Below are 17,453 nucleotides of genomic sequence, written 5' to 3' on the forward strand. Positions count from 1 at the left end.
GGTTCTTCGCTCCAGGGTGTCGTTGTGGATGGGTGTCAGCCCTTGAAGGCGCCGTCGAGGACGCCGGCGACCATGCGCCGCCCGACCAGGACGAACAGCACGACCAGGGGCGCGGTGGCCAGGAACGAGCCGGACATGGCCAGTCCGAGGTCGACGTCGTAGCTGTTCTGGAGGGCTTTGATGGCGATCTGGGCGGTGTAGCGCTCGGGTGTCTTGAGCACGATGAACGGCCACAGGAAGTCGTTCCACGCGGTCACGAAGCCGAACAGGCCGAGCACGAACGCCGCGGGGCGCACGATGGGGAAGACGATGCGCCAGAACACCTGCCACGTGCCCGCGCCGTCGATCGTCGCGGCCTGCACCAGTTCGTCGCTGATCGTGGCGGTGATGTGCTGGCGCATCCAGAAGATGCCGAACGCGCTGGCCAGGCCGGGGACGACCAGCGCTTGCAGCGTGTCCACCCAGCCCAGCCAGGACATGATCATGTACTGCGGGATGACGGACAACTGCGTGGGCACGGTCATGGTGAGCAGGACGACCAGGAACAGCGTGCCGCGACCGCGGAAGTCCAGCTTGGCGAAGGCAAACCCGGCCAGCGCGCACAGCACCGCCTGACCGACACCGATGGCGGTGGCCACGAACAGGCTGTTCAGCAACGCCCCCAGGAACGGCACCGTCTCCAGCACCAGCCCCACGAGGTGGAGGAAGTTGCCGCCGGGCACGACGGCGGGCGGCATCCGCGTCGCGGTCGCGGTGTCGGTGGTGGCCACGACGAACATCCAGTACAGCGGGAACAGGCACACGACCGCGGCCGCGACCAGCAGCAGGTAGGTCCACCAGCGGACACGACCGTGACGCCGTCGACGCGGCGCGGTGGTGGTCACCGGTCCGCCCTGATCCGACCGGCCAGCAGGTAGTTGACCGCGGCGATCACCACGACCACGACGAACAGGGCGACCCCGACCGCCGCGCCGTAGCCGAACTCGAACTCCCCGAAGCCCTGCTCGTACAGGAACAGCGTCAACGTCTGGCACTGCCGCACCGCGCCGCACGTCAACGGCGCGCCCGTGGCGATGAGCAGTGGTTCGGTGAAGATCTGCAGACCGCCGATGGTGGAGGTGACCACGGTGAAGATGATCACCGGCCGCAGCGAGGGGATCGTGATGTGGCGGAACCGCTGCCACGAGCCGGCGCCGTCGATCGCCGCGGCCTCGTAGACCGCGCGGGGCACCGCTTGCAGCGAGGCGAGGTAGAGCAGCGTGGTGTAGCCGAACCACCGCCACACCACCATCGTCGCGATGAGCACGTGACTGCCCACAGTGGACTGGACGAAGTCCACCGGCTCCACGCCGACCAGCCCGAGCACCCAGTTGAGCAGCCCGTAGTCGCGGTCGAACAACTGCGCAAACACGATCGCCGTGGCCGCCACCGAGGTCACGTAGGGCACCAGCACGGACATGCGGAAGAACAGCGCGAACCTCAGCCGGGCGTGGTTGAGCACGTGCGCCAGCAGCAGGGCCAGCAGCAGTTGCGGGACGGTGGACAGGAACCAGATGCTCACGGTGTTGCCCGCGGCGTTCCAGAACCGCGGATCGCCGAACATGCGGGTGAAGTTGTCCACGCCGATGAACACCTGGTCCCCGATGGGGTTCCAGTCGAACAGCGCCACGTAGAACGTGAAGGCGAACGGGAACAGCCCGAACACCGCGAAGAGGACGAAGAACGGGGCGATGTAGGCGTACGGCGCCAGGCGCTCACCCAGGCCCCGAGCGGTCCGGGTGACCGGCGGCGGTGCGGTCGACGGCGCGGGGACGAGCGTCAGGGTCACGCCGCTCACCCGATGGCGGTCTTGATGTTGCGCACGGCGTCGTCCCACGCGGTGGCCGGGTTCCCGCCGCTCTGCTCGACGTTGGTGATGGCGTTGAGGAACTCCTGGCCGATGGTCGCGCTGTCGGGTCCGATGTAGAACGGTTTGAGGCCCAGCAGCGAGTCGGTGTAGATCTTGCCGGTCGGCGCGTCGGTGAAGAACGGGTCCTTCGACGAGGCGAGCTTCTCGTCCTGGTAGACCGACGGGGTCGACGGCAGGGCTCCGACGCGGCCGAAGTGGTCCAGTTGTCCCTGCGGCGACTGCATCTCCTTGATGTAGTTCCACGCGGCCTGCGGGTTCTTCGCGCGCTTGGGGATGGCCAGGTAGCTGCCGCCCCAGTTCCCCGCGCCGCCGGGGATCTTCGCGATGGCCCACTTGCCCTTGGTGTCGGGAGCCGTGCTGCGGATCGTGTTGAGCATCCACGACGGCGCGGCCACCGCCGCGTACTGGCCCTGCGCCAGGCCCGCGCTCCACGCGCTCTCGAACGAGGTCTGCCCGGCGGTGATCCCGGCCGTGGCCGCCTTGATGCCGACGTCGAACGCCGCCCGCACCTGGGGGTTGCGGTCGTAGACCAGCTCCCGGCCCTCGCTGTAGTACTTCTCGGACACCTGGTTGACCGCCTGGTAGAACACGCTGGTGGCCGCGTTGTCCGTGAAGGCCTTGCCGGTGGCCTGCTTGTACCGCTTCCCGGTCTCGATGAACGCGTCCCACGTCGGCCACAGCGCGCCCGCGGCCGCCGGGTCGGTCGGCAGTTGGGCGGCGGCGAACAGGTCGGTGCGGTACGCGATGGCCATGCCGCCCACGTCCGTGGGGATGCCCAGGACCTCGCCGTCCTTGGCGACGCTCTGCTTCATCACCCAGTCCAGGTAGTCGCCCTTGATGTCGTCGGCGCCCAGCGTGCGCAGGTCGACGAAGTTCTGCGGCTGCTGGACGAACTTCGGCAGGTTGTCCCCCTGGATGAGCACCAGGTCCGGCACCTTGCCGCCCGCCAGCGCGGTCGTCAGCGCCTGGGCGGTCTCCGTCGAGGTGCCCACCTCGGTCAGCTTGACCTCGACGTCCGCGTGCTTCGCCCGGTACGCGTCCACGGACACCTTCTGGTTGATGGCGGCGAACGACCAGAACTCGAAGGACTTGCCGTCCCCTCCCCCACCTCCGCCCGTGCCGGGTGTGCAGGCGGCGGCCAGGACGAGCGCCGCGGTGACGAGCAGGGCGGGTAAGCGGAGGGTCACGTCGCTTCTCCAAGGTGATCGGGGGCGAACGGCACACCGAGACGATCCGAAAGTTTCGATTAAGTTTCCGAATGTTAGCGCTCACGACGGTAAGCTGCGTCACATCCGACGTCAAGGGCACACCATCGCCGTCATCCGGAGGACCCACACCACACTTCAACCACAGCAAGATGATCTCGGCCGCGACACCGATGAGCGAGCAACCGCTCACTCGCCTGGGACAAACGAATCCGTACTACGAAAGTACTTTCGTAACTAGCTGAACAGAGCGGGGAGACCGTGAGCACGACCGTCGCAACCGAACGGGCTCCACGCCGACCTGCTCGACGTGTCCGGGTGACCGGGCCGACCACACCCGCCGACCACGCCACCAACCGTCCGCGTCTTGTTAGCGCGAACACGACCTCGCGGCACGTCCCCGACCGCTTTTCACCCGGCCCCGACACCTCCAGGATGTGAGGCGACTTCGCATCCGCTCCGACAGGAGACCTCACGTGGCACCACGTTCGTCGACACACCGAGCACTGACCTTGATGCTGGCCACCGCGACGGCGGGCGCGCTGGTGACCACGGCGGGGACGGCCGCCGCAGAGGACAACCCGTGGACCAGGGTCGACAACGGCGTCATCGCGTCGCGATCGGCCCAGCAGGGCGATGTCCGCGCCGAGTTGTTCGCCGGGTTCACCCTCGACAGGTCGGCGATGGCCGCCACCCTGGCCGGAGCGGACACCGTCGAGGTCGTGCTGCCGACACCCGCGGGCACGTTCGAGCGGTTCGCCCTCGTCAACACCCCGGTGATGGAACCCGGCCTGGCGGCGAAGCACCCGGAGATCAGGACCTTCACGGGCAGGAGCGTGGAGGACCCGACGGCGTCGGTGCGCGCGGACCTGACCCCGCTGGGCTTCCACGCCTCCGTGCGGTCCCAGCGCGGCCAGTGGTTCGTCGACCCGTACTCCCACCGGGACCAGAGCCTGTACGCCAGCTACTTCGGCCACGACCTGACCCCGGCCGCCCCGCTCCGCGAAACCGGTGTCGAGTACGCGGCACAACGGCACCGGCCGACGGCCACGACCACGAGCCCGGTCGTGTCGGTCCGCACCTACCGCCTGGCGATCATCACGGACCCGTCCTACGCGCGGTACGTCGGCGCGGAGAACGTGACCGCCGCCAAGGCGAGCCTGGTCAACAGGATCGCGCAGATCTACGCGGAGGAGACCGCGATCCGGCTGCTGCTGGTCAACGACAGCGACAAGACGAACCTGGACACCGACGCGCTGGCCACCGGTCCGAACGGGCCGTGCGGCTCGGCCCCGTGCTTCCGGCCCGACGAGCTGGAGCAGTGCGTGACCGGGACCCTCGGCAACGCGGCGACGGTGCTGGGTCAACTGATCGGGGCGAGCAACTACGAGATCGGGCACGTCGCGATGGGCGTTCGGGGCGGTGGCGCCGGGGTGCCGGGTGTGGGCGGACCCGACAAGGCGGCGGGGTGCACCGGCATCACCACGCCCACGGGCGACTACTTCGCCGTCGACTACGTGGCACACGAGATGGGGCACCAGTTCGGCGCCGAGCACACCTTCAACGGCGACCAGTGGGGCTGCGGCACCGGGCAGCGCGTGGCGGGGTCCTCCTACGAGCCGGGCAGCGGGGTGACGATCATGTCGTACGCCGGGATCTGCCAGCAGGACAACCTCCAGCGCCACGCCGATCCCTACTTCTCCCACCGCAGCCGCACGGAGATCACCGCCTTCACCACGAAGACCCAGTGGGACGTGGACGAGGTGCAGAACACGTCCCTGCGGGACTTTGGCGACGGCGACTCGTTCACGCTGACCTACGACGGTCGCAGGTCGACGCCCATCACGTACTCCGGTTACGGCCAAGAGGCGATCAAGGCCGCCGTCGAGGCCGTCCTGCCCCCCGGCGGGCAGGTCGACGTCGCGGGCCTCGGGGACAACGTGAACCGACCGACACCGTTCGACACCACCGGTTTCCAGGTCACGTTCCAGGGAGCGCTGGCAGGCGTGAACGTGCCCCCGCTCGGCATCGACGCCACCGGCGCGACGGGGTTCGTCGGCGAGACCGTCAAGGGCGGTCCCCAGGACAACCAGGGTCACCGCGTCGACCGCACCCGCAACCACCCGCCCGTCGTCACCGCGGCGAAGCGGCACACGATCCCGACGCGCACCCCGTTCGCCTTGACCGGCAAGGCTTCCGACGCCGACGGCGACGCGGTGACCTACCTGTGGGAGCAGAACGACCCCGGTGGCGAGAACGGCACGTCGTTGGTTGACAACACCAAGACCGACGGGCCGCTGTTCCGGCTGTTCGGCACCGCGGCCGTCGTGAGCGACGCGGACGCGCTGAAGTACCGCTCCCCCGGTGAGAACGCGGTGACCACCGATCCGAGGCGCGTCTTCCCCGACCTGGCGCAGATCGCGGCGGGCCGCACCAACGCGGCCACGGGCGCGTGCCCGGTTGCGCCGCCTCCCCCGGCGCCGGAGACCGGTGGCGGCACGAACGTCCCGGCCGACGTCGTCGACTGCTACTCGGAGTTCCTGCCCACCACCGATTGGGTCGGGGTGGACGGCTCGCGGACCCTGCACTTCCGGCTCACCGCCCGCGACGGCAGGCAGGGCGGCGGCGGGATCGGCAGCGCCGACACCGAACTCGTGGTCGCGCCGACAGCGGGACCGTTCCTGGTGACCTCGCACGCCTCCGGCGCGTCCTACCGCGGTGGTTCGCGACAGCGGATCACCTGGGACGTGGCCGGCACGGCGGTGGCCCCGGTGGCCACGTCCGCCGTTCGGATCACCTTCTCCACCGACGGCGGACGGACCTTCCCGCACGTGCTCTCCTCCCGCACCCGCAACGACGGCGCCGAGACCGTGACGCTGCCTGGGGTTCGGACCGACAAGGGCCGGATCAGGGTCGAGGCCGTCGGCAACGTGTTCTTCGACCTCAACGACGCCGACCTGACCGTCACCGGCTGATCGGCCCCTCCCGGTGGGCGCGGGTCGCCGTTCGGCGGGGACCCGCGCCCGACGCGTCACGTGCAGGCGGTGCCGTTCAACGACGCCGAGGTGAATGGTGGCGTCGTCCCGCCGTAGTTCGCGTTGTACCCGATGGTCGCCTGGCCACCGGTCGCGAGCGTCCCGTTCCACGCCGCGTTGACGACCCGGACCACGTCCCCGGTGTCGGTCCACGTCCCGTTCCAGCCCTGCGTGACGGTCACCCCCGGCGCGGAGAACGACAGCGTCCAGCCGGTGATCGCCGCCCCCCTGTTCGTGATGACGACCTCGCCGGAGTACCCGCCCGACCACTGGCTGACCACCCGGTGGGTCACCGCGCAGCCGCCACCTGGGTTGTTGCCCGTGGTGGTGGTCGTGGTCGTCGTCGTGGGCCCTGCCGCCACCGCCAGGTCGTAGGCGCGCTGCGGCACGAACTGGCCCGCGGGCGCGATGCAGCCGTCCGACTCGCCCGGCAGCTTGACCCACAGGAAGGCGTCGATCCTGGAGTCGCCCGTGCTCGTCGTGCTGGGCGTGCCGATCGCGCGACCGGCCGGGTCGCACCACTCCTCGCCCAGCGGACCGTTGCCGTTGCGGCTCGTGTCCACCACCGCCTTGAGCCTGCCGTCGCCCACCGCGTTCAGCACGGCCTTGGCGTAGGCCACCTCGTCGGCGGTGGTGCGGTAGTTGGACACGTTGGTGGACAGGCCGTCGGCGCTGTTGGAGACATCGGCCCCGCGCAGCCGGTTCGCGGCCTCCGACGGGCTCAGCCAGGCGGAGTTGCCGATGTCCAGGTACACCTTGGCCTGCGAGGAACCGGACTTGAGCTTCCTGCCCGCGTAGGCGATGGAGGCCTTGGTCTGGTTCTGCTGGTCCGCGCTCTGGCAGTTGCTCATGATCGGCAGCACGTCCGGCTCCAGGATGATCGACGCCGGGCGCCCGGCCAGCCCCGCCGCGACCTCGTCCACCCACGCCCGGTAGACCGCGTGGGAGGACGCCCCGCCACCACTGGCCCCGCCACAGTCGCGGTTGGGGATGTTGTAGACGACCAGGATCGGGATCTTCCCGGCGGAAGCCGCCGCGCCGACGAAGGAGCTGATCTCCGAGCGCACCGTGGAGGTGTTGGTGGTGGTGAACCACCGCGCCTGCGGGACCGAGGCGATCCGGTCCCGGATGACCGCCGCCCGCGAGTCGCCGGGGTTGGCGGCGACCCACTTCGCGCTGGAGCTCGACGGGTCGACGTAGAACGGCGAGTCGGCGGCCAGCGCGGTCGGCCCGCCGCCCACCGCCACTGCCACGACCGCGGTCAGGAGGGAGACGGCGAGCGCGCTCGCGACGGCGAGCTGCTTCCTCGGCTTCATCGGGTTTCCTCTCGGGGTGCCGGACGGGTGCGGTGGTCCCGGCAGGGAGTTCGGTGTGCGATCAGGCGGTGGCGCAGACCGCGCCGTTGAGCGTGAAGGACGTCGGCTTGGCGGTGTCCCCGGTGTGGCTCGCCTGGAAACCGATGGCGACCGACGCGTTCGGGGCTATCTCGGCGTTGTAGGAGGCGTTCCTGGCGGTCACCTGGCCGGAGCTGGGTGAGTAGGACGCGTTCCAGCCGGAGGTGATCGTCTGCCCGCTCGGCAGCGTGAACACCAGCTCCCACCCGGTGTACAGGTGCGTTCCGGTGTTCGTGATGACGATCTCCGAGGTCAGGCCGCTGTTCCAGGCGTTGGTCCGGTACTCCACCTGGCAGCGCTGGCCCTGGTGGATCGTGGTCGTCGTGGTCGTCGGGTTCGGCGTGGTGCCCTGGAACTGGGAGAAGAACTTCCAGACCTCGCCCTTGGTCCACGTCCGGACGCCGCTCTCGCAGTTGCAGCCGTCCACCGCGCCCGGCAGGTGGCCGCCGTCGAACGCGGCCCACACCACCGGGTACCCGGCCCGGCAGCCCGAGTACTCGGTGGTGATGTGGGTCTGACTCCCCGCGGCGGGCTCGCGCGGGTTCTGGGACGTGCAGCCGTTGTTGCGCACGAACCTGTCCCGCAGCGAACGACCCTGCGAGATGTTCAGCACCGAGTCGCTGATGCCGTGGATCCCGAGGTACGCGACGGGCTGCGTCCCCCCGTCGCAGCCGCTCAACTGCGCGCCTGAGAACACCGCGACGGCGCGGAACACGGTCGCCCGACCGCACGCGAGCGCGTAGCTCATGCCGCCGCCGTAGCTGAAGCCCGTCGCGAAGCGCTGTGTCGTGTCGACGCAGAGGGCGGCGTCGATCCGACCGGTCACGGCGTCGACGAAGGTGACGTCCTCGCCGCCGTTGTTGGGCCACGCGTTGTCGATGCCCTGCGGGGCCACCAGGATCGCGCTGTTGTCGGACAGCTCCTGCTGGCCGTAGTAGGCCCACGGGGAACCGCTGGTCCCGCCCGAGGCGACCTCGGTCGCCGTGCCGCCCCACCAGTGGAAGGCGAAGATCAGCCGGTACGGCCGGGTGTTGTCGTAGTTGCCGGGCACCCGCAGGATGTAGGTGCGGTTCTTGCCCCCGCTCTGGATCGTCTGCGTGCCGCTCGCCAGACCGGGTGCCTTGCCGCACCCGGCGGTCGTCGCGGCGGCGTTCACCGCGGCACTGGCCCCGGTGTCGGCGACCGCGCCTGCGACGGCCAACCCCGCCGCGGCCAGCACCAGGGACAACGCGGCCGCCCACACGGACTTCTTCCTCGTCATCGGGAACTCCTTCCGTTCATCGTGCCTAGGGCGTCGTGAGTTCGAAGCGCTGCACGGTGACCGCGCCGCCGAGCGCCGAGGTGGCGTGGTTGAAGATGCCGAAGCGGTAGCCCATGAAGAACTGCCAGGCGTTGTTGAGCGTGAAACCGGGGCCGAACGAGGTGAAGTTCACGCCGTCGGTGCTGTAGGAGAACCGGGCCTGCCTGCCGGAGCCGGGACGGATGTCGGCGTTGGCGCGCAACCAGATCCTCGTGCCCGCCAGGTCGGCGCTCGCCACCTCGGTGCCGGTTCCCGTGGTGCGCCAAGCGGAATCCATCGTCAGGCCGTTGACCACCACGACCCGGTTGCGCCCGTTGTCGCGCTTGACGCCGATCCACGCCGACTGGTCGCGCAGCATCGCCAGGCCCGTGCGGTCACCGTCGCGCATCGCCGTGAGGTCGAGCGTGACGGTGCCGGTGGAGGTCGGGCCCTGGACGCGGTGGGTGAGGGTGTTGCGCGCGGAGTACAGGTCGTTGGTGACGGTCGCGGTGGACAGGCGCAGGCCGTTGTCGACGCTGTACCTGCTCGTGTCCGGGTTGTGGTTCCACTCCCACTGCGGCCCCAGCGCCGTCCCGGCGAACGTGTCCACCCCGGTCATCGGCTTCACCTGCCGGGGTGGCGCGGGCAGGGTGGGTACCGGGTAGTTCACCCCCCAGCCTCCGTTGACGGTGGTGACGCGCGGCCAGCCGTCCGAGGTCCACGTGATCGGGGCGAGCACCGGCACGCGTCCACCGGGGTAGGCGTCGACGAAGGCCAGGTAGTACCAGTCGCCGTTCTGCGTCTGCACCAGACCGCCCTGGTGCGGCACTCCCCCGCCGGAGATCGGCGAGGGCATGTTCAGCAGGACCTGCTGGACGGTGTACGGGCCGAACGGGCTGGCGGACTTGAGGACGTACTGGCCGTTGGCGGGCTTGGTCAGCCAGATGTAGTAGCTGCCGTTCCGCTTGTAGAACCGCGCGCCCTCCAGGGTGCCGATGGTCGACGGGGTCTGGAACACCTGCTGCGAGCGGACCTCGGACTTCCCGTCGGCCGAGAGCTGGGCGACGCTGATGGTCGTGTTGCCGTAGGCGACGTACATCGTGTCGTTGTCGTCGACCAGCAGACCCGCGTCGTAGTAGCACTTGTCGATCGTGGACAGCTTGGACCACTGGCCGTCCACGGCGGTGGCGGTGTAGATGTGCGTCTTGGCGAAGTCGACGCAACCGCCCCAGTAGAACGTCCTGTTGCTCTTGCGGTAGTTGAGGAAGGACGCCCAGATGCCGTTGACGTAGGCGCGTCCGCCGCTCATGTCGTACTTCGCGCCGAAGTCGAGCTTCGGCACGGAGTGGCCCGCGAACTCCCAGTTCACCAGGTCGTAGGAACGCAGGATCGGCGCGCCGGGCGAGTAGTGCATGGTGGAGGCGGAGTAGTAGTACGCGTTGTCGACCCGGATGATGTCGATGTCGGCGAAGTCCTGCCACAGCACCGGGTTGGCGAACGTCGAGGCACGGGGGTCCGTGGTGGTGGTCGTGGGGATCGCTCCGCCCATCAGGCCCAGGACCGCGACCGCGGCCAGAGCCGACTTCCACAGCCGTTGACGGGACATCGGTCGTCCTTCCGAGGATCGTTGTCAGCAGGTGGAGTTGGTCTGGGTCAGCAGCCCGAGCCTCCAGGGCAGCCTGTTGTAGTCACCGCTCGCGTTGGGGTCCAGGCCCTGGTAGAGGTAGCTGAGGCCGCAGGGGCTGATCTCCATGGTCTGGTCGACGTTCGTGCGGACCACCTCCCCGTGGCTGATGTCGCGGGTCCACTGTCCACTCGGGAACGTCACGTTGTTGGCCCTGGCGAACGGGTTGGACTCGGTGTCGGCCAGCGCCGTCCAGGAACCCGCGATGGACGAGGAGGTCCAGGAGCGGAAGTAGCGGCGGCCGTCGGTGCCGATCGCCTCGTGCACCAGGAAGTACTGGTTCTTCCCCGCGATCTTGTAGACGTTCGACGCCTCGAACAGCCTGTTGCGGTTGGAGTCCTGCAACGCGATCACGGTGTTGGTGAACCCGTTCGGGAAGTTCGCCAGGGTGGTCTCAGACCGGTAGAGGTGGCCGTTGTCGTCCGAGGAGAACAGGTGGCACCTGGCGGAGTCGCAGATCATCCAGAAGTCGACCCAGTAGCCGTTGCCGATGTTGTCCTTGATGATCTGCGGCATCCCGTTGGCGTAGAAGTTCCTCGGCGTCGACCAGGACGCCGGGTCGGCGATGTCGGTGGTCGTGGAGTACGAGGCGTTCGACCCCGTCTGGTAGATCAGGTACCACAGCCGCTGCGGTGCGAAGTAGAACACCTGCGGCGCGGCCCGGTAGCCCGCGCCGACCCCCGAGCGGTCGAGGTAGTAGTGCGGCGCCGCCGAAGCCTGCGACCAGTCCGAGAAGCTGGTGTACATCAGGTTGTAGCCGGTGGTGTAGGTCGAGGCGAACACGTGGTACTTGCCGTTGTGGTACACGACGCTCGGGTCCTTCACCGCCACGTTGGCGTGCGTCGAGTCCGGCTTCGGGCTGATCAGCGCTCCGCTGGAGGACCACCGGAAGCTCGACGGGAGGCTCCCACCCGGTTGCGGCGTCGTGGTCGTGGTCGTGGTGGTCGTCGTCGGGGTGGGACCGACACCTCCGGTGCAGGTGGTGCCGTTCAGGGTGAACGACGTCGGAGACGGGTTGTCGGTGCCGTTCGCGGAACCGTTGAAGCCGAACTCCACCTTGCCCCCTGTCGGGATCGACGCGTTGTAGGAGACGTTGCGCGCCGTGACCTGCGCGCCGCTCTGCGAGACCTGGGCGTTCCAGGCCTCCTTCACCTGCTGGCCGCTCGTGTAGGACCAGGTGAGGGTCCAGCCGTCGACCGCGTCACCGAGGTTGGTGACGGTGACGGCGGCGGTGAACCCTCCCGACCACTGCGACGGGGCAGAGTAGGCGACCGAGCACCCCGCCGCGGCCGACGCGGGAGCCGACACTGTGGTGAGCGCGATCAGCGCCGCGAACGGGACCGCGGCCGCGGTCAGCAGCTTCGACCGCCTGGACGAGAAGAGCCTCGACAGGGACATGACCATCCTTCGGTGGGAGTTCGGGTCAGGGCGCGGCCGGATTCGGGGCAGGGGTTCAACGGCGGTCCCTGCCAGGCAATGTATCCACGGCGACAGGGGTCGGTCAAAGCTAAAATGTGAGCGCTAACTTTAGCCGCCCGCCAGCAAGTCGTTGAGCGATAAGTATTGCTATTGCTGATTCTTCGGCCCGATATCCGGCTTTAGGTGGACGTCTTCGCGCTCTCGTTGGTGAACGTGCTCAACGAGTAGCTCCCTGGGTGCTCAGCGGCGCGACGAGGGACTTGACCGAGCCACCGTGGCGGACGGTCATGGGCACGCGGTGGACCGTCGCGGCACTCGGCAACCCGCCACGTCCCGGCTCGGCGAACAGCATCTCCACCGCCTTCGCGCCGAGTTCGCGGTGCGGCAGCACGACGGTCGTCAGCAGCGGGCGCAACCACGAGGCGATGGAGTGGTCGTCAAAGGACACCACCGACACGTCCTCCGGCACGGACAGCCCGGCGTCGGCGAGCGCTTGGTAGGCGCCGAAGGCCAAGCGGTCGTCGAAGCACAGCAGCGCCGAGGGCCTGGTGCGGCGCAGCAGCTCGCGGGTGGCGTCGTACCCGTTCTCCGGGCTCCAGTCCGCACAGGGACGCCCGCCCACCGCGGTCACGCCCGCGTCGTCGAACACCTCACGGATGCCGATCAGGCGTTCCACGGCGGTGATGCCCGCCGGGGACGCCTGGTCGAGACCGGGGCCTACCCCGACCAGGTGGACGCCCTCGCGGTGCCCCGCCTCGACGAGCACCCGCGCGGCGGACCGACCGGCCTGCACCTCGTCGGGCACCACCGACGGCAGCGACGACCAGCCGCGCGGCAGGGCGTTGAGGAGCACGGCGGGACCGTCGTCGAGGCCCTTGGGCACCACGACCACCTTGGTCGACACGGTGGCGAACACGATGCCGTCGACCCGGCGGTCGCGCATCGCCTCGACCAGCGACCGCTCGACCTCGGGATCACCGCCGCTCTCGCCGGTGAAGAGCACGAAGCCGCGCCCGCCCGCCGCTTCCACGGCCCCGCGGACCATGCCGCCCGCGAGCGGGGACGACACCACGGAGTCGATGATCAGACCGACGGTCCGCGTACGCCCCTTGAGCACCCCGTCGGACACCGCGTACCGCCGATACCCCAGTTCGCGGGCGGCGGCCCGCACCCTGTTCTCCGCGTCGCGGGAAATGCGCAGATCCCTGCCTCGGCCGGACAACACCAAGGACGCGGTCGTGGGGGAAACACCACTCGCCTTGGCCACATCGGCCAGCGTCACCCGTTGTCGCACCACACATGCCTCCGTCTCGACGGCGATCAACCGAATCAACGGATATAGGCACCCGGCAGGACACCCGTTGAGAAATTCGAGGTCAACACGAACAAGTAGTCCGCGCGAAACGTCGTCCGGTGGACTGTCGAAGCCTCACCGGTAGGACGCTTCAGCGACGCGTCGTTCTCCTTTCGGCCCGCACCCTCCTCTCCTCGAACCCGACGGGCTCAGCGCTTCAGCCTGCCGGGGTCCCCGGCGGCGGCGCGGCGCACCAGCCACGCCTCGGTGATGTGGGTGAACATGGCGTCGGCGGCACCCGCCTCGTCGTGGGCGGCGATGCGCTCGAAGATGCGGCGGTGCCCCTGGTTGGAGGCCTTGCAGAACTCCGCTCCGCTCACGCCCACGTAGCTCGCCGTGTTGATGACCTGGCTCTCCAGCGCCCGGACCACGCCTCGGGCGATCCGGTTCCCCGACGCCCGCATGATCGTGTCGTGGAAGGCCCGGTCGTGCTCGTGGTAGGTGGGGACGTCGTGGTAGAGCTCGTCCATCCGGTCCACGAGGGCGCGCAGCCGGTCGAGGGTGTCCTCGTCGGCTACGCGGGCGGCGACCTGCGCCATGTCGGACTCCAGCAGCCGCCGCGTGACGACCAGGTCGTCGAGGATGGCCAGGCTCTCGTCCTCGGCGATGGTGGCGGCGAGCACCAGCTCGTCGAGCATGTTCCACGCCACGAGCGGGTTGACCATGGTGCCCGCGCCCTGGCGCACCTGGACCAGCCCCTTCTCCTGGAGCACCTTCACCGCTTCGCGGATCACCGTCCGGCTCACCGAGAACATCTCGCAGAGGACGGGCTCGGGGGGCAGGGTGGACCCGTACGGGTGGACGCCGCGGACGATGCGGTCGACGAGTTCGGCCGTGACGGCCTTCGCCAGGTTGTTCGGCCTACGAGCCCACGCGGGGCTCGCGGGAACGGTCGGCTCTGGGCTGGTCGTCGTCACGTCGTCCCTCCGGTGCGCTGCACAGCCCACCCACTATGGCACGTCGACACCATTCGTAACACCGTTGACGTCTGACGTCATACGAGTCAGGTCTCCCGAAGAGGCCAGCCTCCTTTCTCGAAGGCTAAAATGTTAGCGCTAACTTTAGCTGGCACCTTGGTTGAACCAAGCCCGTTAGGCCTTTCAAGTGGCATTTGGGAGCGCTCCCTGCTTTCAGTGGACCATTAGCACCAACACCGCGATTCCCTCTGCCAGCACGTCTTGTGAACGCGAACATCCGCTGCCACACTTCCGCTCGGCGCGTCTTCCCCGTGCCCTGCCACGTGGTCGACCCCGGCAAAACCCCTCACCGCCCGGACGTTCCGTGCGGTCTTCGGAAAGCGTGGAAGATGAAACTGACATCGAGGTCGGTGTCGCTGCCCGCCATGGCGTCGGCGGTCCTGGCGGCCGCGCTGGGCGCGACGCTGATCGTCACCGGCACCGCCAGCGCGGCGACCACCCTGGGTGCCGCGGCGGCTCAGACCGGCCGGTACTACGGCGCCGCCATCGCGGCGGGCAAGCTCGGCGACTCGACCTACACCGGGATCGTGAACCGCGAGTTCACCATGATCACCGCCGAGAACGAGATGAAGTGGGACGCGACCGAGCCCAACCGCGGCCAGTTCAACTACTCCAACGGCGACCGCGTCCTCAACCAGGCGCTGAACAACGGCAAGCGGGTGCGCGGTCACGCCCTGCTGTGGCACCAGCAGCAGCCGGGCTGGGCCCAGGGGCTCAGCGGCTCGACGCTCCGGAGCGCGGCGATCAACCACGTCACCCAGGTCGCGACCCACTACAAGGGCAAGATCTACGCCTGGGACGTGGTCAACGAGGCCTTCGCCGACGGTAGCTCCGGCGGCCGACGCGACTCCAACCTCCAGCGCACCGGCAACGACTGGATCGAGGCCGCCTTCCGCGCCGCCCGCTCCGCCGACCCGAACGCCAAGCTCTGCTACAACGACTACAACACCGATGGGATCAACGCGAAGTCGACCGGCATCTACAACATGGTGCGCGACTTCAAGTCCCGCGGCGTGCCGATCGACTGCGTCGGGCTCCAGTCCCACCTCACCAACGGCCCGCCCGGCGACTACCAGGCCAACATCAAGCGGTTCGCCGACCTCGGTGTCGACGTGCAGATCACCGAGCTGGACATCGCCGGGTCGAGCCAGGCAGGCGGCTATTCCACGGTGACCAGGGCGTGCCTGGCCGTGCCCCGCTGCACGGGCATCACCGTGTGGGGCGTGCGCGACAGCGACTCGTGGCGCACGGGCGAGAACCCGCTGCTGTTCGACGGCTCCGGCAACAAGAAGGCCGCCTACAACTCCGTCCTCGACGCCCTCAACGCGGGCGGGACGACCGTTCCGGGCGAGCCCGGCACCACCACGACGACCACCACCACGACCACGACTCCGCCCGACCCCGGCACCGGTGACTGCACCGCGTCGGTGTCGCTGAACGCCTGGAACGGCGGCTTCGTCGCCACCGTCAAGGTCACCGCGGGTTCCTCCGCGTTGACCGGCTGGAAGGTGACCACCTCGCTGCCGTCCGGCACCGCGGTGACGGGTTCCTGGAGCGCCACCGGCAGCGGCACCACCGGCACGGTCGTCTGGACCAACGTCGCCTACAACGGTGCCGTCGGTGCCGGGCAGTCCACCGAGTTCGGCTTCCAGGGCACCGGGAGCGGTGACGGGCTGTCCCCCATCTGCGCGGCCGCCTGACCCCGAGTGCCCGGAGCGCACCGCCCGCTCCGGGCACCCCAACCCCTGCACAGGAGACGACGATGACTCCTCCACCGGCGAGGTTCCGGGCGCGCGTCGCCGCGCTGCTCGGACTGGCGCTGGCCGTGACCGGGTTCACCGCGGTCACGCCCGCCAGGGCCGACAACCCGATCGTGCAGCACATCCACACCGCGGACCCGGCACCGCTGGTGCACAACGGCCGCGTGTACCTCTACACAGGACACGACGAGGACGGCTCCACCTACTTCACGATGAAGGAGTGGCGCGTCTGGTCGTCCGCCGACATGGTGAACTGGACCGACCACGGCTCCCCCATGAACGTGGGCACGTTCGCCTGGGCCAGCAAGGACGCCTGGGCGGGCCAGGCCGTAGAGCGCGGCGGGAAGTTCTACTGGTACGTCCCCGTCGTCAACCGCGCCACCGGCCGCATGGCCATCGGCGTGGGCGTCGCGGACAACCCGACCGGCCCGTTCCGCGACGCCATCGGCCGCCCGCTGGTGGAGAACGGCGAGATCGACCCGACCGTGATGATCGACGACGACGGCCAGGCGTACCTGTACTGGGGCAACCCGAACCTCTGGTACGTGAAGCTCAACAGCGACATGACCTCCTACTCCGGCAGCGCCACGAAGATCCCGCTCACCACCGCGGGCTTCGGCACCCGCACCGGTGACCCGAACCGGCCGACCCTCTACGAGGAGGGCCCCTGGGTGTACAAGCGCAACGGGTTGTACTACAACGTCTTCGCGGCCAAGTGCTGCTCGGAGTTCATCGCGTACTCCACCGCCCCGAGCCCGACCGGGCCGTGGACCTACCGCGGCACCGTGATGCCCACCCAGGGCAGCAGTTTCACCAACCACGCGGGCGTCGTCGACTTCAAGGGCGGCTCGTACTTCTTCTACCACAACGGCGCGCTGCCCGGCGGCGGCGGTTTCACCCGCTCGGTGGCCGTCGAGAAGTTCTCCTACAACGCCGACGGCACCATCCCGGCGCTGTCGATGACCACCGGCGGCCCACCGCCCGCCGACACGCTCGACCCGTACACCCGCCAGGAGGCCGAGACCATCGCCTGGGGCTCGGGCATCGAAACCGAGGTGTCGTCCGAGGGCGGCCTGAACGTCGGGTACGTCGACAACGGCGACTACCTGAAGGTGAAGAACGTCGCGTTCGGCGCGGGCGCGGCGTCGTTCAGCGCCCGCGTCTCCTCGACGGTGTCCGGCGCGGCGGTGGAGGTCCGCACCGGCGGACCGACCGGAACCGTCGTCGGCCGCTGCTCGGTCCCCAACACCGGCGGCTGGCAGGCGTGGACCACCGTGTCCTGCCCCGTCAGCGGCCTGTCCGGCACCCGCGACGTGTACCTGCGGTTCAGCGGCGGCAGCGGCTACCTGCTCAACATGAACTGGTGGCGGTTCGGCACCACCGCGGTCGGAAAGGCGGACCACGGCCGGAGAACGCGGTGACGGCGAGGCTCACGGC

12 protein-coding genes are annotated in these 17,453 nt (G+C 69.2%); 3 read left to right on the plus strand and 9 right to left on the minus strand.

Annotation, left to right across the window (positions count from 1 at the left end; translation table 11 throughout):
- Window positions 1-35: 35 nt before the first annotated feature.
- From NZH93_RS09225 to NZH93_RS09235, 3 genes are read right to left on the minus strand one after another with little or no spacing between them, the layout of a single operon-like run.
- Window positions 36-884, minus strand: a complete 849-nt coding sequence (locus NZH93_RS09225; protein ID WP_259622546.1) for a carbohydrate ABC transporter permease — start codon at window positions 882-884, stop codon at window positions 36-38.
- Window positions 881-1,828, minus strand: a complete 948-nt coding sequence (locus NZH93_RS09230) for a carbohydrate ABC transporter permease (RefSeq protein ID WP_259622547.1) — start codon at window positions 1,826-1,828, stop codon at window positions 881-883. The genes NZH93_RS09225 and NZH93_RS09230 overlap by 4 nt, the downstream gene beginning before the upstream one ends.
- A 5-nt stretch (window positions 1,829-1,833) precedes the next feature.
- Window positions 1,834-3,096, minus strand: a complete 1,263-nt coding sequence (locus NZH93_RS09235) for an ABC transporter substrate-binding protein (protein WP_259622548.1) — start codon at window positions 3,094-3,096, stop codon at window positions 1,834-1,836.
- A gap of 533 nt (window positions 3,097-3,629) precedes the next feature.
- Here NZH93_RS09235 and NZH93_RS09240 point away from each other — a divergent pair.
- Entirely contained in the window at window positions 3,630-6,089 is a 2,460-nt protein-coding gene (locus tag NZH93_RS09240; RefSeq protein ID WP_259622549.1) for a reprolysin-like metallopeptidase, read from the plus strand.
- Between the two features lie 56 nt (window positions 6,090-6,145).
- Here NZH93_RS09240 and NZH93_RS09245 read toward each other — a convergent pair whose 3' ends face one another.
- The 6 genes from NZH93_RS09245 to NZH93_RS09270 form a co-directional block, all read right to left on the minus strand.
- Window positions 6,146-7,465, minus strand: coding sequence for a glycoside hydrolase family 6 protein (locus tag NZH93_RS09245; protein WP_259622550.1), 1,320 nt, complete (start codon window positions 7,463-7,465; stop codon window positions 6,146-6,148).
- A 61-nt stretch (window positions 7,466-7,526) separates the two neighbouring features.
- A complete protein-coding gene (locus NZH93_RS09250; RefSeq protein ID WP_259622551.1) occupies window positions 7,527-8,804 on the minus strand; it encodes a CE1 family esterase in 1,278 nt (425 codons plus the stop codon).
- 25 nt (window positions 8,805-8,829) lie between these two features.
- On the minus strand, window positions 8,830-10,428 hold the full coding sequence (locus tag NZH93_RS09255; RefSeq protein ID WP_259622552.1) for a glycoside hydrolase family 43 protein: 1,599 nt from the start codon (window positions 10,426-10,428) through the stop codon (window positions 8,830-8,832).
- A 24-nt stretch (window positions 10,429-10,452) separates the two neighbouring features.
- Entirely contained in the window at window positions 10,453-11,904 is a 1,452-nt protein-coding gene (locus NZH93_RS09260; protein ID WP_259622553.1) for a glycoside hydrolase family 62 protein, read from the minus strand.
- A 238-nt stretch (window positions 11,905-12,142) separates the two neighbouring features.
- Window positions 12,143-13,222 (minus strand): LacI family DNA-binding transcriptional regulator, encoded by a 1,080-nt coding sequence (locus NZH93_RS09265; RefSeq protein ID WP_259622554.1) that lies wholly within the window; start codon window positions 13,220-13,222, stop codon window positions 12,143-12,145.
- A gap of 206 nt (window positions 13,223-13,428) precedes the next feature.
- The gene (locus NZH93_RS09270) at window positions 13,429-14,196 is read right to left on the minus strand and encodes a FadR/GntR family transcriptional regulator (RefSeq protein WP_259622555.1); all 768 of its coding nucleotides are present in this window, start codon (window positions 14,194-14,196) and stop codon (window positions 13,429-13,431) included.
- Between the two features lie 389 nt (window positions 14,197-14,585).
- Between NZH93_RS09270 and NZH93_RS09275 the strand changes: the two genes are divergently transcribed.
- Both NZH93_RS09275 and NZH93_RS09280 read left to right on the plus strand, forming a co-directional pair.
- Window positions 14,586-15,956, plus strand: coding sequence for a glycoside hydrolase family 10 protein (locus tag NZH93_RS09275; protein ID WP_259622556.1), 1,371 nt, complete (start codon window positions 14,586-14,588; stop codon window positions 15,954-15,956).
- 62 nt (window positions 15,957-16,018) lie between these two features.
- Entirely contained in the window at window positions 16,019-17,437 is a 1,419-nt protein-coding gene (locus NZH93_RS09280) for a glycoside hydrolase family 43 protein (protein ID WP_259622557.1), read from the plus strand.
- The last annotated feature ends 16 nt before the right edge of the window (window positions 17,438-17,453 follow it).

The sequence above is a fragment of the Umezawaea endophytica genome (genome assembly GCF_025061645.1).
GTDB lineage: Bacteria > Actinomycetota > Actinomycetes > Mycobacteriales > Pseudonocardiaceae > Umezawaea > Umezawaea endophytica.